Source organism: Candidatus Pseudothioglobus sp. uisw_070 (assembly GCF_059512545.2).
The window spans coordinates 1,746,944-1,763,276 of the sequence record NZ_CM183456.2 but is presented as its reverse complement, the minus strand read 5'-3'; the positions used below and the strand labels follow the sequence as shown (position 1 = coordinate 1,763,276).

The 16,333-nt window shown below is 39.6% G+C and carries 13 protein-coding genes; 10 read left to right on the top strand and 3 right to left on the bottom strand.

What is annotated here, in order from left to right:
• Positions 1 to 35: 35 nt before the first annotated feature.
• From AC5YGD_RS08880 to AC5YGD_RS08835, 10 genes are all read left to right on the top strand, one after another.
• Positions 36 to 1,265, top strand: a complete 1,230-nt coding sequence (locus AC5YGD_RS08880) for an extracellular solute-binding protein (protein ID WP_496141483.1) — start codon at positions 36 to 38, stop codon at positions 1,263 to 1,265.
• A 97-nt stretch (positions 1,266 to 1,362) separates the two neighbouring features.
• Positions 1,363 to 2,388, top strand: a complete 1,026-nt coding sequence (locus AC5YGD_RS08875; protein WP_271541948.1) for a carbohydrate ABC transporter permease — start codon at positions 1,363 to 1,365, stop codon at positions 2,386 to 2,388.
• 1 nt (position 2,389) lies between these two features.
• A complete protein-coding gene (locus AC5YGD_RS08870) occupies positions 2,390 to 3,271 on the top strand; it encodes a carbohydrate ABC transporter permease (RefSeq protein ID WP_271537275.1) in 882 nt (293 codons plus the stop codon).
• Between the two features lie 3 nt (positions 3,272 to 3,274).
• Entirely contained in the window at positions 3,275 to 4,879 is a 1,605-nt protein-coding gene (locus AC5YGD_RS08865; RefSeq protein ID WP_496141482.1) for a GMC family oxidoreductase N-terminal domain-containing protein, read from the top strand.
• A 2-nt stretch (positions 4,880 to 4,881) separates the two neighbouring features.
• Positions 4,882 to 5,895, top strand: a complete 1,014-nt coding sequence (locus AC5YGD_RS08860; RefSeq protein WP_496141481.1) for an ester cyclase — start codon at positions 4,882 to 4,884, stop codon at positions 5,893 to 5,895.
• Between the two features lie 115 nt (positions 5,896 to 6,010).
• Positions 6,011 to 7,531 (top strand): trimethylamine methyltransferase family protein, encoded by a 1,521-nt coding sequence (locus AC5YGD_RS08855; RefSeq protein ID WP_496141480.1) that lies wholly within the window; start codon positions 6,011 to 6,013, stop codon positions 7,529 to 7,531.
• Positions 7,532 to 7,558: 27 nt separating this feature from the next.
• The gene (locus AC5YGD_RS08850; RefSeq protein ID WP_496141479.1) at positions 7,559 to 9,976 is read left to right on the top strand and encodes an FAD-dependent oxidoreductase; all 2,418 of its coding nucleotides are present in this window, start codon (positions 7,559 to 7,561) and stop codon (positions 9,974 to 9,976) included.
• Between the two features lie 13 nt (positions 9,977 to 9,989).
• Positions 9,990 to 11,306 (top strand): M24 family metallopeptidase, encoded by a 1,317-nt coding sequence (locus tag AC5YGD_RS08845; RefSeq protein WP_496141478.1) that lies wholly within the window; start codon positions 9,990 to 9,992, stop codon positions 11,304 to 11,306.
• Positions 11,307 to 11,340: 34 nt separating this feature from the next.
• Complete coding sequence (locus AC5YGD_RS08840; protein ID WP_496141477.1) at positions 11,341 to 12,390, top strand: aldose epimerase family protein; 1,050 nt, start codon at positions 11,341 to 11,343, stop codon at positions 12,388 to 12,390.
• 25 nt (positions 12,391 to 12,415) lie between these two features.
• The gene (locus tag AC5YGD_RS08835; protein ID WP_496142372.1) at positions 12,416 to 13,465 is read left to right on the top strand and encodes a zinc-binding dehydrogenase; all 1,050 of its coding nucleotides are present in this window, start codon (positions 12,416 to 12,418) and stop codon (positions 13,463 to 13,465) included.
• 9 nt (positions 13,466 to 13,474) lie between these two features.
• Here AC5YGD_RS08835 and AC5YGD_RS08830 read toward each other — a convergent pair whose 3' ends face one another.
• From AC5YGD_RS08830 to AC5YGD_RS08820, 3 genes are read right to left on the bottom strand one after another with little or no spacing between them, the layout of a single operon-like run.
• Positions 13,475 to 14,827 (bottom strand): FAD-dependent oxidoreductase, encoded by a 1,353-nt coding sequence (locus tag AC5YGD_RS08830; protein WP_496141476.1) that lies wholly within the window; start codon positions 14,825 to 14,827, stop codon positions 13,475 to 13,477.
• A 16-nt stretch (positions 14,828 to 14,843) separates the two neighbouring features.
• Positions 14,844 to 15,590 (bottom strand): SDR family oxidoreductase, encoded by a 747-nt coding sequence (locus AC5YGD_RS08825; protein ID WP_496142371.1) that lies wholly within the window; start codon positions 15,588 to 15,590, stop codon positions 14,844 to 14,846.
• Positions 15,568 to 16,332 (bottom strand): SDR family oxidoreductase, encoded by a 765-nt coding sequence (locus AC5YGD_RS08820; protein ID WP_496141475.1) that lies wholly within the window; start codon positions 16,330 to 16,332, stop codon positions 15,568 to 15,570. Before AC5YGD_RS08820 ends, AC5YGD_RS08825 begins: the two co-directional genes overlap by 23 nt.
• Position 16,333: the final 1 nt, after the last annotated feature.

Below are 16,333 nucleotides of genomic sequence, written 5' to 3'. Positions count from 1 at the left end.
TAATTTGTATTTAATTGAAAAAAAGGAGTGATATTATGTTTTTAAGAAAAATCGCTACAGTTGTAGCGCTTACTACTCTAGCTTCAAGTGCATGGGCCGGTTGCGGCATCTCTGAAGGCAGAGTTAGTATTGTTGGTAATGAGTTTCCAGCGATTCAAACAATCGGTGCAGGCGCAATGGAGTGTGCAGGTGGTGGTGTTACAGTTGAAACAAACCTAACTGCTGATCATCAAAAAATTAATCTTCCAGGTATGACTGGTAACCCAGCTGAATTTACATCAGCTATTGTTGCTAACTCATCAATTGTTGCACTTATGAACAATGATGTGATTAGACCTTTGAATGATCTAGTTGCTAAGCATGGACAGGGTCTTCAGAAAAGCCAGTTAGTTACAATTGATGGAAATATTATGGGTATTGCCTTTATGGCGAATGCTCAGCATTTGACTTATAGATCAGATGTTTTGAAAGATTTAGGAATTGCGGTTCCATCTACTTATGAAGAAATGTTAGCTGCTGCTGAAAAAATTGCGAACTATAATTTGATGCAGTACCCAATTGGCGGTGCTTATGCAGCCGGTTGGAACTTAGCTGAAGAATTCGTCAATATGTATATGGGTTATGGTGGTGAGTTCTTTAAGCCAGGAACAGCTGAGATTGCTGTTAATAACCAACATGGTGTAGATTCACTAAACATGATGAAAGCTTTGTCTGAATATATGAACCCAGACTTCCTAACACATGACTCAAACGCAACTAGTGCCGAATGGAAAGCTGGTAATGTTGCTCTGATGAATATGTGGGGATCACGTATTGGAGCCCTTAAAGGTGATGAAGTAGATGCTGCTGTAGTAGCAGCTACAGCTACTGCTGGTCCTATGACAGTTGGTGGTGGTACAACTGCAGCTTCAACTCTCTGGTGGGATGGATTTACTGTAGCTAAGAATATTTCAGATACAGATGCAGAGGCTACTTTTATGGCTATGATGCATGCAATTCGTCCAGCTATGTTGAACGAAACGACTTCGCCACAAGCTGTTTGGTTAATTGATGGTTATGAGCCTACTCCAGCTGCTGCAGGTGTATTTGCTGCTGCTGCAATGGGAACTAAGCCGTATCCAATGTTGCCATATGCAGGTCTAATGCATTCAGCTGCAGGTGCTGAATTAGTTGACTTCATGCAAGGCAAAGAAACTGCTAAAGAAGCTTTAGCTGGTTTAGAAGCGGCATACACAACTGCTGCGACAGAAAAAGGCTATTTATAAGCTTTTGTAAGTTGTTTGTCTCCTAAGATTAGGGCGTGTGTTTCACATGCCCTTTTCTTTTTTTTGTATAATTAAGTTTCTCTAATCTTATTTCCATATGAAGCATAAGACTTTTTTTTGGTTCTTTTTACCTACAGCCTTAGCAATGTTTTTGTTCATTGCCTTGCCCTTAACTTCGATTGTGAGTCAGTCACTTCATACACCTCATGACCAGGTATTGATTGTTGTTGAATCGTGTGATCCATTTGGTTGTAAATCTGAAACTACTATTGATCATCAGGCAAGTCAAAAAATCAACGAAGAGAAGCCACAAGGTAAGTGGGTTGGATTTCAAATCTATACTGATAGAAACCACTTAGCCTTTAAAGAGGTTGGTGAGTTCTGGGAGAGTAAGACAAGCTTTATTGATTTTGTTTCCAGTCTAAACGATCTTCCATTTTATCGAGCAATGGGCTTTACTTTGACTTATACCTTTGTGGTAACCCCACTGGTTATATTATTTGGATTTATAATTGCAATAGCAGTTAATTCACTGCATCGACACTTGAAAGGATTCATGGTGTTCTTTTCATTGTTGCCGATGATTGTAACCCCTTTGGTTGGTTCGTTAATTCTGTTTTGGATGATTGATGCACGAGGTATTATTGGTTCAGGCCTCCAAGAATTATTTGCAGATCCTACCTTGTCACTAAAGGCATCAACTGGCCTAACATGGATAACACTTATTGTATACGGTGTTTGGCACTCTGCCCCTTTTGCCTTCATTGTTTTTTACGCCGGACTTCAGACTGTTCCACAAGAAACTATAGAAGCAGCAATGATTGATGGGGCCACACGCTTTCAGCAAACTATTCATGTCATTGTGCCTCATTTATCTCCACTAGTAGCATTTGTGGCTTTAATTCAGCTGATGGATAATTTCCGAGTATTTGAGCCAATAGTTGGTTTTAGTGCTTCGGCACATGCGACCTCTCTTTCATGGATTATATGGAATGATATTGGCCAAGAGATAAGACTTCTTTCTTCAGCGGCAACGACATCAGTGTTGACAATAATTGGTGTCATCATACTTCTTATGCCAGTTTTAATTAGAACATGGCGTGAATTTAATCCAGAGAAATAATATGACCTCAAATCAAATAAAAAGACCATTAGGACTCCAACTATTAATATATGGCTTTGTATTGTTCTGGTTAATTTTGGCAGCTTTTCCATTTTTATGGACTATGTGGGGTTCATTCAAAGTAGAGCTGGATTTTTTCTCAAAAGGAGACTGGACTAATGTATTTTCTGGGGTAAGAACACAAGTAGTATATGGAAAATCTTTTACAGGCGCAGGTTATGAGGGCGCATGGATCCAAGAAGAGTTTTGGCGCGCTTTTTTTAATACAGCGATAGTTTGTGTTTCTACAGTACTCATATCATTAACTCTTGCAACTTTAGGCGGTTATGCGCTTTCAAGGTCTGGGTTTCGTTATTCATTTTGGCTGCTAATAATTGCACTTGTTTTTCGTGCGCTGCCTCCAATCACTCTTGTTTCTGGCTATTTACAACCCTTCTATGATTGGAATGTTTGGGGAACATTGCCGACCACTATTATTGTTTTAGTAGCGATTAACCAGCCATTTACATTGTGGATGCTGCACTCATTTTTTCAAACAATTCCGAAAGAGCTTGATGAGAGTGCAAAGGTTGATGGGTGTACTCAGTTCCAAGCATTTCGACATGTAATTATTCCAGTAATGTGGCCAGGCGTTATTACTGCTGGACTCTTCTCATTTCTTTTGGCATATAATGATTTTGCTGTTACAGCGTTACTACTCTCTCAGGAAAACCAAACTATGGTCCCTAAAATTGCCAGCTTTATGGGCACCACTCAAACAGAAGGCAATATTATGTTTGCAGTTGCAGCAGTGGTATCTGCTATAGTTCCATTGTTTATTCTGGTTATGTTTTTTCAAAGGCAGCTGGTTAGTGGGCTAACAGCTGGCGCAGTTAAGGGTTAGTCATTGTCCTCGTTTGATTATATTATTATTGGCGCAGGTTCCGCCGGATGCGTTTTAGCAAATCGATTAAGCGCAGACCCTAAAACCACCGTCTGTTTGATTGAAGGAGGCGGAAGTGATAAGAGTCCTTGGGTGCAAATTCCTGCTGGCCTTTCTGTTGCGTATGACCATAAGAAGCTTGATTATGCTTACAAGGGAGTCCCACAAAAAAAACTAAACAACCGTGTAATTACTGTTAATCGTGGCAGGTGCCTTGGGGGATCTAGCTCAATTAATGGCATGATCTATATTCGTGGTAATAAGAATGATTACGATAATTGGGAGACCCTAGGTTGTAAGGGCTGGTCTTATAATGATGTGTTACCGATATTTAAAAAACTTGAGAATGATAAAACAGGGGGAGACCCTAAGTACCATTCAACAGTCGGTGAGTGGCCAGTTGTCATACCACAAGAGGTCAATAAGACTGCAATGCGCTTTATTAATGCTGGCACTCATATAGGGCTTCCAAAGAATTCTGACTTTAATGATGAATCTCAATTAGGCCTGGGTATTTACAAGGTTAATCAGGATAAAGGAACTCGAGTTAATTCTTATAGGGCTTTTATTAAGCCTATTGTTTCTAGAGCGAATCTAACCATAATGACCCATGCCAGAGTCCAATCAATTGAGGTGGAAGGCGATATTGCTAAGTCTTTAAAGCTTCAAGTTAATGGTATTGATAAAGAATTATATTGTAATAAAGAGGTTCTACTATCTGCTGGTGCCATTGAGTCACCGAGGATACTTTTATCTTCAGGAATAGGCAATAGGGAGGAGCTTGAAAAGGCAGGAATTAGTTGTCATCATAATGTTCCAGGGGTTGGTGAAAATCTTCAAGACCACTTAGATACAATGGTCACAGTTCGCTCAAAGAAAGCAGAATCAATTGGTGTTTCATGGAGGTCTTTGTTGCCCCATATAATTACCTCTCCTTTTAACTTTCTTTTTAGAAGGATGGGCTGGTGGACGAGTAATTTTGTTGAAGCTGGAGGTTTTGCAGATACAAAACTTGGTCAGCCTGAGTATCCTGATGTCCAGTTCCACTTTACGCCTATTTACCGAAGTCACCGCGGCAGAAAGTTTGAGTTTGGGCATGGGTATTCTCTTTTTACTTGCTTGTTAAGGCCGCATAGTTCAGGGTCAGTAAAAATAAAGAAGGAAGGTGAGAATCACAAGATACTTATCGACCAAAACTTTTTATCTGATACTAGGGATGAGCAAAGCATTATTGAAGCGATTAAAAAAGCGAGAGAGGTTTTATCATCTAAAGAATTTGATGAAGTTCGTGGTGAAGAAATTGCACCTGGGAAATCTATCCAATCAGATGAGGAGCTATTAGACTACATTCGTAAAACTGCAGTAACAGTCTATCACCCTGTTGGGACCTGCAAGATGGGGGTCGATGATTTAGCAGTCGTCTCTCCAAATGATTTAAAGGTAAAAAGAATGAATAACTTACGTGTGATTGACGCCTCTATTATGCCTAGCATAGTAAGTGGTAATACCTCAGCAGCAACCATGATGATTGCAGAAATGGGCGCAACAATGATATTAAATAAGGAATAAATATGACTCAAAACTTGCAAAAAGAAAAAAAATTAATTCGTGACTATTACAAGGCACTTGACTCCGCGCAAGGTACTGATATTACAAAAGTTTTAAAAAACTATATTAGTGAAGACTATATTTGGAGAGGCTTCCATCCCTTTAATGAGATTTCAGATGCTAAGGAAGTTTCAGAAATTTTCTGGCAGCCATTTCGTCATGCATTTAAAAATATTCAAAGACGTATGGATATTTTTATTGCAGGAAAAAATCAAATTGACGGTTTTGAATCCGTCTGGGTAGTTTCTATGGGCCATCTTATGGGACTCTTTGATAATGAATGGCTAGGAATTGCTCCTTCAAGAAAGATGGCTTTATTACGTTACTGCGAATTTAATAAGGTTGAAAATGGAAAGATAACTGAAACTGCGATGTTTTTTGATATTCCCCATGTCATGCTGCAGGTTGGACTTAACCCATTTCCACCTCAAACAGGGGCTCATCTTGTTCAGCCAGGGCCAATGACTCATGAGGGCTTGTTGTTTGAAGAACAAAATATGCAAGAAGGCGAAAAGACACTGGCTTCAATAAACTTTATGATTGAAGATATTAAGGGTTGGAAGCACACAGGAAAAATATCACTAGTTGATGAACTTAGAGCTAGCTGGAATGAAGATATGATTTGGTGGGGCCCTGCCGGTATTGGTTCGAGCTACACAATTGAAAGGTATGCTGAACAGCACTCTGGGCCATTTAGGGCTGGATTTAAAGATCGTATATCTAATGGCCATCTTTGTAAACTTGCAGAAGGTAATTTTGGTGGTTTTTTTGGATGGCCCAACCTTACTCTTACCCCTACAGGTGGTTTTATGGGAATGCCTGCATCGGAAAAACCAGGAGATATGAGGGTTATAGATATCTATCGCCGCGAAGGTGATAAGCTCTCAGAAAACTGGATTTTCATTGACCTGTTGCATTTTTGGAAGCAACAAGGCGTTGATATTTTAGATCGAATCAAAAAAACTCCAAGAACCTAAAAAATTTCTCAGTGAGCTGAATACAGCTCACTATTTTTAATAAATATTTTTAACTTGAGTTCAATTCATTTTTGAATTAACATCAATTCTATAACGATTTAAATAGAGTTGATTAATGAGACGAGGAAGAGCTAAGGTCACTAGAGAAGTTACCAACTTTACACAGGCCCCTTATCGACAAAAAAAGAATCCTTTTCAGCCGATGAGCATTTTTTCAGTGGATGAGATTGAATCAATCCATGAAGCCTCTTTAAAAGTTTTATGTGATACAGGTATGGACATCCAGTCCCCTAGAGCAGTAGAGATTTTAAAACGAGGTGGTGCCTCCGTTGACTCTGATGGAAGACGCGTTAGATTTGAACCTGGTTTTATAATGGAAAAAATAGCAACCACCCCTAGTGAGTTTACGCTTCATGGAAGAAACAAAGAAAGGCATGTGCATGTTGGTGGTCAGTCTATTATTAATACAATGGTTTCCAGTGCACCCAATGTTTCTGATCTAGATAGAGGTAGAATTCTAGGTAACTTTGAAGACTACACAAACTTAATCAAACTAGGCGAAATGCTAAATACGGTCCATGCATTTGGTGGCTACCCTGTCGAACCTTGCGATTTGGATGTAAGTGTGCGGCATTTAAAGGCAGTTTCTGCAGCTGCTCGCCTCACAACAAAACCCCTTTTTGGATACGCGATTGGCAGTGAGAGGATGCTTGATGTTATTGAAATTGTCCGAATTAGTAGAGGGATTAATAAAGAAACCCTTCTGAAGGAACCTTCAATTACTACAGTTGTAAATGCAAACTCTCCCTTGGTCTACGACAAGGCCCTTTTAGAAGGTGCTATTGAAATGGCAGAGCATAATCAACCTGTTATTTATACACCATTCACTCTAGCTGGGGCAATGGCGCCAATCACTGTTGCGGGTGCCTTAGTTCAGCAAAATGCTGAAGCGCTTGCAGGACTTGCTTTTCATCAATGTGTTAAGCCAGGAGCTCCTGCAATGTATGGCAGCTTTACTTCAAATGTTGATATGAAATCAGGCTCCCCAGCTTTTGGTACGCCAGAATATACGCAAGCTACAATTGCAAGTGGACAACTAGCAAGAAAATATAAAATTCCTCTTAGAGCATCTAATGCTAACGCCTCTAATGCTCCAGATGAGCAATCAGTATACGAGTCACAAATGTCTCTATGGGCTTGCTTGCTGGGCCAAGTAAATTTTATTCTGCATGGCCATGGCTGGATAGAGGGAGGACTTTGCGCATCTTATGAGAAAGTAATTTTAGACGCTGAGATGAACCAAATGATGGAGGCTTTTCTTCAACCCGCAATTGTGAATAAAGATACCTTAGGGGTAGAAGCGATTGCAGAGGTCGGCCCTGCAAATCATTTTTTTGCAGCTCAACAAACTTTGGATCGATATGAGACTGAACACTACAACCCAATGCTTTCAGACTGGAGAAATTTTGAATCTTGGAGGGATGCAGGTTCAGAAACTGCAACTCAACGAGCAAACAAAATATGGAAGCAGCTCTTAGAAGAGTATGCAGAGCCAAAGTTAAAGCCAGAAGTGGAAGAAGGACTTTCAGCTTTTGTTGACAAAAGGGTTACAGAGGGTGGAGCCGCTCCTTTATAAGGGCACTTTTTTATTAAGGGATTCGTTATGAAAGATTCTGCAAGAGTTGTTGTTATTGGGGGCGGCGTAGTAGGCTGCTCGATTCTTTTTCACCTTGCAAAAATGGGGTGGAAAGATGTTGTTCTTCTTGAAAGGGACGAATTAACATCTGGCTCAAGTTGGCATGCAGCGGGCTCATTTCATACAGTTAGTTCTGATCCGAATGTTTCCAAGTTACAGGACTATACAATTAATTTATACAAAGAAATTGAGGAGACTTCGGGCCATTCAATTAGTCTTCACAAAACAGGAGGCTTCTACTTAGCTTCAAATCAAAGCTGGTATGACTACCTCAAACGAGAGCGCTCTAAGGCTAGAACATTGGGTTTAGACCAAGAATTTGTATCGTTAGATGAGGTGGTAGATAAGCACCCATTAATTGACCCTAAACATTATGTTGCTGCACTATGGGATCCAACTGAAGGCGATGTTGACCCTTCTGGCGTTGTCTATGCTTATGCAAAATCTGCGCGCGTTCATGGCGCTGAATTTTATACGCATACACCAGTTATTGAGACCAATCAAAGGGCAGATGGATCTTGGGATGTCGTGAGTGAGAAAGGGAATATCCATGCAGAGCATATTGTTAATGCTGGCGGTCTTTGGGCACGTGAACTTGGGCGGATGTCTGGAGTTCATTTGCCTGTTATTCCGATGGAGCATCACTATTTAATTACTGAAGAGATTGAAAAGATTGCTGGCTTAGCGGATGGCCAACGCTTACCTAGTTTTATTGATTTTGAAGCAAATATATACACGCGCCAAGAAAATACTGGCATGTTGCTAGGGACCTATGAGCCTCGATCTACTCCTTGGTCTCTTGACGGAACACCACAGACCTTTGGGCATGATTTATTGGAGCCAAAACTTGATAATATCGCAGATCGATTGGAGCTAGCATATGAGCGTATTCCTGCGCTAGCAACCGCTGGCATTAAAAACATTATTAATGGGCCATTTGTATTTTCCCCAGATGGCAATCCTATGATTGGGCCTGTTCCAGGTATGAAAAATTATTGGACAGCTGTCGGTGTTATGGCTGGTTTTTGTCAAGCAGGCGGAGTTGGGAAAACTCTTGCTGAGTGGATGATTGAAGGGGAGCCATCAGTCGATGTTTGGGCAATGGACATTGCACGCTTTGGAAGCTTTGCGACACCTCAATGGGGCGTTACTAAATCCTCTGAAAATTATGAAAGACGCTTTGTAATGACGTTTCCAAACGAAACACTACCTAAAGGAAGGCGTCAAAAAACCACATCTATTTATGATCGCTTAACTCATAAAGGCGCAGTCTGGCAAGACACTTTTGGACTCGAAAATGTTTTATGGTTTGCAAACTCGCCAGAGGATGCTTATGAAGACCCAACATTTCATCGATCAAGATCCCATGACTATGTTGCAAGTGAGGTCAATGCTGTGCGCGAATCTGTTGGTGCAATCGAAGTTGCAAGCTTTGCGAATCATAAGTTTACTGGGAGAGGAGCGAAAGCTTTCTTAGAAAAAATTCTTGCTGGACATATTCCTAATAAAGGCCGCGTTAACTTATCACCCATGCTACTAGAGAGTGGTAAGTTGAATGGTGACCTAACAGTTTCCTGTATTGACGAAGAGACCTATTATTTATTTGGCTCAAGTGCAGCACAAAATATGCACCTTCGATGGTTTGAAAAACATCTGGAGGGTATAGACGATGTCCTCTATCAAAACATGACAGATGATTTTCATGGTATTGCAATATCTGGACCAAAGTCAAGAGAGTTGTTGTCAAAGCTTACGAGAGAAGACGTCAGCTCTGAAGCTTTTAAGTTTCGCGATATAAGGGATACCTTTATAGCTGGCGTTCCTGCATTATGCGTCAGAATTTCATTTACAGGAGAGCTTGGCTATGAAATATATGTCTCACCACAATACCAATTAAAGCTTTTTGAGGAAATAGATGAAGCAGGAAAAGATCTTGGTCTAAAGTGGTTTGGCGGAAGAGCGTTAATGTCAATGAGGCTTGAGAAAAATTGGGGAGCATGGACAATGGATTTTCGCCCTGACTTTACTTTAATGGAGTCTGGAATGGATTTCTTTGTTAATTGGGAGGGTGACTTTATTGGTAAAAAAGCAGCCTTAATAGAAAAAAAGAATGGTCCAATTAAAAAACTTTCAGTCATTCAAATTGATACAGAAACTGATGTGAGTGGAGATGAGGCCGTAATGTATAACGGCAAGTGTGTCTCTTATATTACCTCAGGGGGGTATGGCCACTCGGTTAGAAAATCCCTTGCAATGACCTATCTTCCAATTGAATTGATTGATCCTAGTATAGACCTAGAAGTGGAGATATTAGGCGAATTTCATAAGGCTTCGGTAGAAATGAAACCACTGTATGATCCTTCTGGATTCAAAATGAGACAGTAAAAAGAGGATTTTTATGAGCTTTTCAATACCCAAAAGACACCACTCAAAAATTGGCTCTCATCTAGAGGTCACTGAAGATATTTTTAGCCTTAATAAGCATGCACTTGGACCTGGGGAGCTGGCAGAAAAAGAATGGCTTGACGTTGGCTTAGCAGCTCCAGATATGACAAAGATTAGAGAGTATCGCCTTAAAAGAGTTCGTGAAAAACTTGTTGAATTTGACTGCGCTGGAATTCTACTCTATGACCCTGTCAACATTCGATACGCAACAGATAGTTCTAATATGTCTTTATGGACTTCCCATAATGCAGCTAGATACTCATTAATAATGACTGAAGGGCCCGTTATTATTTTTGAGTTTGATGCCCATGAGTTTTTATCAAATCATAACCCATTAATAACTGAAGTCAGACATGCACTGACATACCTCTACTTTACTGCGGGCAATAAAAGTAAAGAAAAAGCTAAAATTTGGGCTTCTGAAATATCTGATATTGTGGGAGAGCATGGTAAAGGCAATAGGCGGTTGGCTGTGGATCATTGTGCTCCAGAAGGAATTCATGAGCTTCAATCTCTTGGTCTAGAGCTTACTAACGGTGAAGAGGTAATGGAGTTAGCAAGGCTCGTTAAATCAGATGATGAGGTTGATGCAATGAGGCGCTCTATTTTCGCTTGTGAGCGCTCTATAGAGTTAATGCGAAATTATTTTAAACCTGGTATTTCTGAGCAGGAGCTTTGGAGTCGTTTCCAGATGGAGGCAGTCAATAGAGGGGCAGAGTGGATTGAAACCCGACTTCTTGCCTCTGGTCCTAGAGCAAATCCATGGTATCAAGAGTGTTCATCGAGACCAATCCAGGCTGGAGAATTGATGGGGTTTGATACTGATTTGGTTGGCTCATATGGCTATTGTACTGATATGTCACGAACCTGGCTTTGTGGAGATGAGAAGCCAACTAATGAGCAAAAAGAAATTTATACTTTAGGCTATGAGCAAATCCAAAAAAATATGGAGTTATTAAAGCCAGGCATAACCTTTAAAGAGTTAACTCTTAATGCTAAGGAGTATTCTAAGGATGAGTTTCGACATTATTCAGTCCTTTTTCATGGCGTAGGACTATGTGATGAATTTCCAGCAATCCCTTTCAGTTGGGAGTTAAACGAAAACAGTTTTGATGGCGTATTAAAAAATGGCATGGTGATGTGCGTCGAAACCTATGTTGGAAGATTTAGTGGGGGTCCTGGGGTTAAACTTGAAGAGCAAGTTTTAATTACTAATAACGGGCATGAACTATTAACAAGCTATCCATTTGAATCAGACTTATTAATCTAAACTGGAGAAGATTAATTTCTAATTAGAGGTCTATATGAAAATAAATAAAGAATTAATTTCTAATATTGATGATCAGGGTATCTACCTTGTATCTATCACAAATGATAATAACTACAGTGTTTCTTTTTCAAACTTTGGTGGCTATATTCATCAGGTTTTAATCCCTTATCAAAACAACCCTGAATTATATGAAGACGTGATACTTGGTTATGAAGATCCATCCGGATGTATGACAGATAGAAGCTTTTTTAATGTTATTACTGGAAGAGTTTGTAATCGTATGAAGGATGCAGAATTTACACTAAATAATGAGAGACATAAATTAAATAATAATAACGGAAACAACCACCTTCATGGTGGGAGTATTGGCTTCAATAAAAGGCTTTGGAATCTAGATTCAATTGATGAGACTTCAGATGAAGTAATTGTCTCAATGTCTTACCTCTCTGAACATTTAGAAGAAAATTATCCTGGTAATTTATCATGCATAACTAAATACAAGTTCAATAACAATAATGAGTTTTCAATTTGTTATTCAGCGACAACAGATCAAGACACTATTGTCAATATTACTAATCATAATTATTGGAACTTTCATGGCCATAATGATCACTATGGAAAAATTCTCAACCATGGTGTTCAGATATATGGTGATGAGGTTTGTGAGGTAGAGGCTGACCTTATCCCTAATGGTAATTTCTTAAATGTTGTCAATACTAAGTACGATTTTGTCGAAAGTAATATGATTTCAAAAGATCTTTTGGAGCAAGGAGGTATAGACATTAACTACGTTGTTAACCATCAAAAAGTAATGAAGCTAGTTGGGAGAGTATGGAGTAACCAAACAAGAATGGGTGTGGAATATATAAGTGATCAGCCAGGCCTTCAGTTTTATACTGGTGGTAATATGCATCCAGAGTATCAAGGAAAAAACCAAAGGACTTATGGAAAAAATTATGGTCTTTGTATGGAAACGCAGTATTTTCCTGATGCAATAAATCAGGATAACTTTGAAAGTCCAATTCTAAAAGCTGGTGAGACATATGCTTCAAATACTATAATAAAACTCTCAAATAATTATTAGTTATATGAGTAAGATTCCAGAAACAATGAGTGCAATTTTGACAACTGGCCATGGTGGATTTGAGGTGCTTGAATTTCGCATAGACGTCAAAGTTCCTATGCCTATGTCAGACCAAGTTTTGATTAAAGTCCTAGGTGCTGGCATTAATAATACAGATATCAATACTCGCACTGCTTGGTATTCTAAGGCAGTTACTGGTGAAACTAATTCCAATGAAGGCCTAGATGAAGATGGAGGTTGGTCAGGTAAGCCGCTTGATTTTCCAATTATCCAGGGCGCTGATTGTTATGGTGAGATAGTTGCTGTTGGAGTTGGAGTCAACTCAGAGCGAATTGGTGAACGTGTTCTGGTTAGAACAATGCAGCAATATGCAGTGGGATATCGACCCTACGAGTGCTGGACAATGGGCTCTGAATGTGATGGTGCTTTTGCAGAGTTTATGGTAGCTTTTAGTGAAGAGAGTTTTAAGATTGAAAGTGATTGGTCTGCTGCCGAACTTGCATCTATACCCTGTGCTTACTCAACAGCAGAAAACCTATTAGAGCGTTCAAATGTTAAGGCAGGTGAAGTTGTTCTGATATCTGGCGCATCGGGCGGCGTTGGATCTGCTGCAATTCAGCTTGCAAAAAGACGGGGTGCGTCTGTAGTGGCAATAGCAAGTAAATCAAAGGCGGTCGAAGTTAAAGAGATAGGCGCTGATGAGGTTATTAATCGAGAAGATCGATTGATAAGCTCTTTAGAAAAGGAAAGTATTGATGTTGTTATCGATCTAGTTGCTGGAAGTGATTGGGTGGATCTGCTTGATGTTTTAAAGAGGGGCGGAAGGTACGCGGCAGCAGGAGCAATTGCAGGTCCAATCGTTGAACTTGATATTAGAACCCTCTACCTAAAAGACTTAACATTAATGGGATGCACTGTCCAGGACTCCCAGGTATTTAAAAATTTAATTGGCTATATAGAAAGAAATGAAATTAAGCCATTAGTATCTAGAATTTATCCCCTCAAGGATATTGTAAGTGCCCAAAAAGACTTCTTGGCTAAAAAATACGTTGGAAAATTAGTACTATTGCCTTGACGCTTAAAGCTACTTTTCTTTACCTGACATAAGCTCTTTCCAGCCCAAGTAGGCATTAACACCTGCCCACATGATAGCTTTTGGCATCAATTTTTTTGGCGCTTCTTCATCAACAAAATTAGGCACAAGACTACTAATTGCCCCACTAATTTTTTCAGCAGTAATGATGCCAATTGCTGTCCCTTTAGCTGTTCCAAGTCCATTTTGACAGCACGCAGAATAAACACCCTCTTCAACTTCACCCTGTGCAAAGACATTATTAAGGCTGAGGCAAAGTCTTCCTCCCCAGCAATATTCCATAGTGACACCATCAAGCGAAGAAAATCTAGCATTAAAGGATGATGAGTGACTTTTTGCTGCAGAGATCATAAATGAATCTGAAGCCTCCATATTTGGATTGTAAGACCAGCGATTTCGTATCAGAATGCGATCTCCACCAATACCCGAGATTCGTCTTACTGAAGACCCCATTGCATCTGCTGAGGTAAGCCCCCACTCTTTTGAGCCTCCTAATATATTAGATTCATTTGAGGTTAATTTTCTTGACATGGATGAGTAAGTAAAAATAGTCATCAGTCTGTTTTCAAAGTATCCAAAACGCTCAACCATTCCATTGACTGCCAATATAATTTTTGAACTTGATATTGATCCTATTTTGGTTTTGGCCTTCCATATTCTTTCACCACCATGTATACCTTCATCAATTAAGTCAATCACTGGAGAGTTCTCATAGATTGTTATATTGGAGTGTTTAGAAACTCCATCCGCCAGCGATTGAATATAAAGCGCTGGCTGAAGCATGGCTGTACCAGGAGTCCAAAGTCCGTTAATGTAATAGTCAATTCCTGTTAAATCTTTCATTTCTTGAGTATCAAGTATCTTATAACTTTCACTCGTTTTATCCAGATGTTTGGCATACTCGGTGTTGAAATTTACACCCTTTTTCGTTGCTGCTGCATTTGTTTTTCCAGCAAGTTGTATTGCTTCAGAGGGCATTTCATACTCTTCTGAAGCGCCCTTAGCAAATTGAATTGCTGAGCGATTAATAAGGGTCTGTTCACGATCTTTTTCTAAACTTCCAAGGTAGTCATCGGAGCTTAGGTTGTGAGGAAGATCAATCATAAAGCCTGAATTTCTTCCCGCGGGACCCTCGCCAATTTCACAGGCTTCAAGTATTGCAATTTTTGCATCCTTATTGATTTGATTTAATCGACGTGCTGCAGAGAGGCCAGCAAAACCCCCACCAATAATCAGATAGTCTATGTTGATATTGTCAATAAGCTGTTGATTAAGCTTTCTTTTAGGAAGGATTTCTTTCCAGCCTGTATCACCAGAGTTTTTTGGGAGCTTGATTTGACCCATTACTTGATATTTTCTCCTAAGGATTTGGTAGGCTAATTCTTGACATCCTGCCTCCGTCAATCGTATAAACCTGCCCAGTCACAAAACTTGATTCTGATGATGCAAGCCACGAAACGAGAGAGGCTACTTCTTCTGTTTTTCCTGTCCTTTGAAGTGGATGTATATTACCTATATTTTCTCTAAAGTGTTTTGGGTTTGGCATTGATTTAATAAACTCTTCATTTAGCTCAGTATCAATCCAGCCAGGCGCAACTGCATTACAACGAACTCCATCTTTTCCATGATCAATTGCAGTAGCTCTGGTAAGCCCATGAAGACCGGCTTTGCTAGCACAATATGCAGCATGATTCGGGTTTGCACCTAATCCCTCAATCGAGCCAATATTGACTATACAGCCCTTAGATTTAATTAAAAATGGCATCGCAAGTTTGCTTAATAAAAATGGCGCTGTTAAATTTAATGCTAATGTTTGATTCCAGGTTTCAAGGGTTGTATCTTGCATGGAGGACTCCTTCATCATTCCAGCATTATTGATTAATACATCAATGCGCCCATATTTCTTAATGATTGCCTTGATGCTATTTGAACACCCTTGTTCTTTAAGCAAATCAAATTCAAAAGAATCAAATAAATTTGAGTGACTTCTTTGAATGCAACAAATTGTTGCGCCTTCTTTTTGAAGACGTTCAGCACAGGCTAAGCCGATACCTTTAGTGGCCCCTGTAATAACAATAATTTTATTAGTAAACAGCTTTTCCACCATTAATCTCCACCAAAGAGCCACAGATATATCTTGCATCATCTGAAGTTAAAAAGTTAACAACATCAGCAATTTCTTCAGGCTCAGCTATGTGACCTATGGGCACTGATTGATTTAATTCATTGATAGCATCATCGGGGTTTAGGCCTCTTATCTCAAAACCTGTTCTAAGCATTGGGGTATTTACTTCATTCGGGCAAACTGCATTAATACGAATATTTTGATGGGCATGATCTCTTCCAAGGCACTGGGTCATTGCCGCTAAAGCTGCTTTAGTTGTGCAGTAAACTAGATGATTTGGTCCTGGCTTTATACCCCAACAGGATGAAATATTTACAATAGAGCCACCGCCAGCTTTAGCCATTAGTGGTATTGCAGCTCGGATTAATCGGAAAGGGGCTTCAACATTTATCTTCATCGATAGCTCAAAATCTTCATCAGATGCTTGGGTAATATCACCACGGCGCATTACACCCGCATTATTAATGAGAGTATCTATTTTTCCAAGTTTTTGATTTACTTCAATTGCTAGATCATCGCAATAGTTTTGATCCAACAAATCACCAGGAAATGCATAAGAATTTCCACCTTTTTTTTGAATTTCCTCAGACAGATTAAAAGAATTCTCTTCAGATTTATCAGCAATCGCAATCGAAGCTCCTTGGCTTAAATATTTATTAACAAGCGCTTTACCAATTCCTCCACAGGCACCGGTTATAAGAACAACTCTTGATTTATTATTCATA

Excerpts from the sequence above, each read along its gene's own strand:
- AC5YGD_RS08845 (WP_496141478.1), top strand. The coding sequence starts at position 9,990 with ATGAGCTTTTCAATACCCAAAAGACACCACTCAAAAATTGGCTCTCAT.
- AC5YGD_RS08820 (WP_496141475.1), bottom strand. The coding sequence starts at position 16,332 with ATGAATAATAAATCAAGAGTTGTTCTTATAACCGGTGCCTGTGGAGGA.
- AC5YGD_RS08840 (WP_496141477.1), top strand. The coding sequence starts at position 11,341 with ATGAAAATAAATAAAGAATTAATTTCTAATATTGATGATCAGGGTATC.
- AC5YGD_RS08880 (WP_496141483.1), top strand. The coding sequence starts at position 36 with ATGTTTTTAAGAAAAATCGCTACAGTTGTAGCGCTTACTACTCTAGCT.
- AC5YGD_RS08830 (WP_496141476.1), bottom strand. The coding sequence starts at position 14,827 with ATGGGTCAAATCAAGCTCCCAAAAAACTCTGGTGATACAGGCTGGAAA.
- AC5YGD_RS08850 (WP_496141479.1), top strand. The coding sequence starts at position 7,559 with ATGAAAGATTCTGCAAGAGTTGTTGTTATTGGGGGCGGCGTAGTAGGC.
- AC5YGD_RS08835 (WP_496142372.1), top strand. The coding sequence starts at position 12,416 with ATGAGTGCAATTTTGACAACTGGCCATGGTGGATTTGAGGTGCTTGAA.
- AC5YGD_RS08870 (WP_271537275.1), top strand. The coding sequence starts at position 2,390 with ATGACCTCAAATCAAATAAAAAGACCATTAGGACTCCAACTATTAATA.
- AC5YGD_RS08825 (WP_496142371.1), bottom strand. The coding sequence starts at position 15,590 with ATGGTGGAAAAGCTGTTTACTAATAAAATTATTGTTATTACAGGGGCC.
- AC5YGD_RS08875 (WP_271541948.1), top strand. The coding sequence starts at position 1,363 with ATGAAGCATAAGACTTTTTTTTGGTTCTTTTTACCTACAGCCTTAGCA.
- AC5YGD_RS08855 (WP_496141480.1), top strand. The coding sequence starts at position 6,011 with ATGAGACGAGGAAGAGCTAAGGTCACTAGAGAAGTTACCAACTTTACA.
- AC5YGD_RS08860 (WP_496141481.1), top strand. The coding sequence starts at position 4,882 with ATGACTCAAAACTTGCAAAAAGAAAAAAAATTAATTCGTGACTATTAC.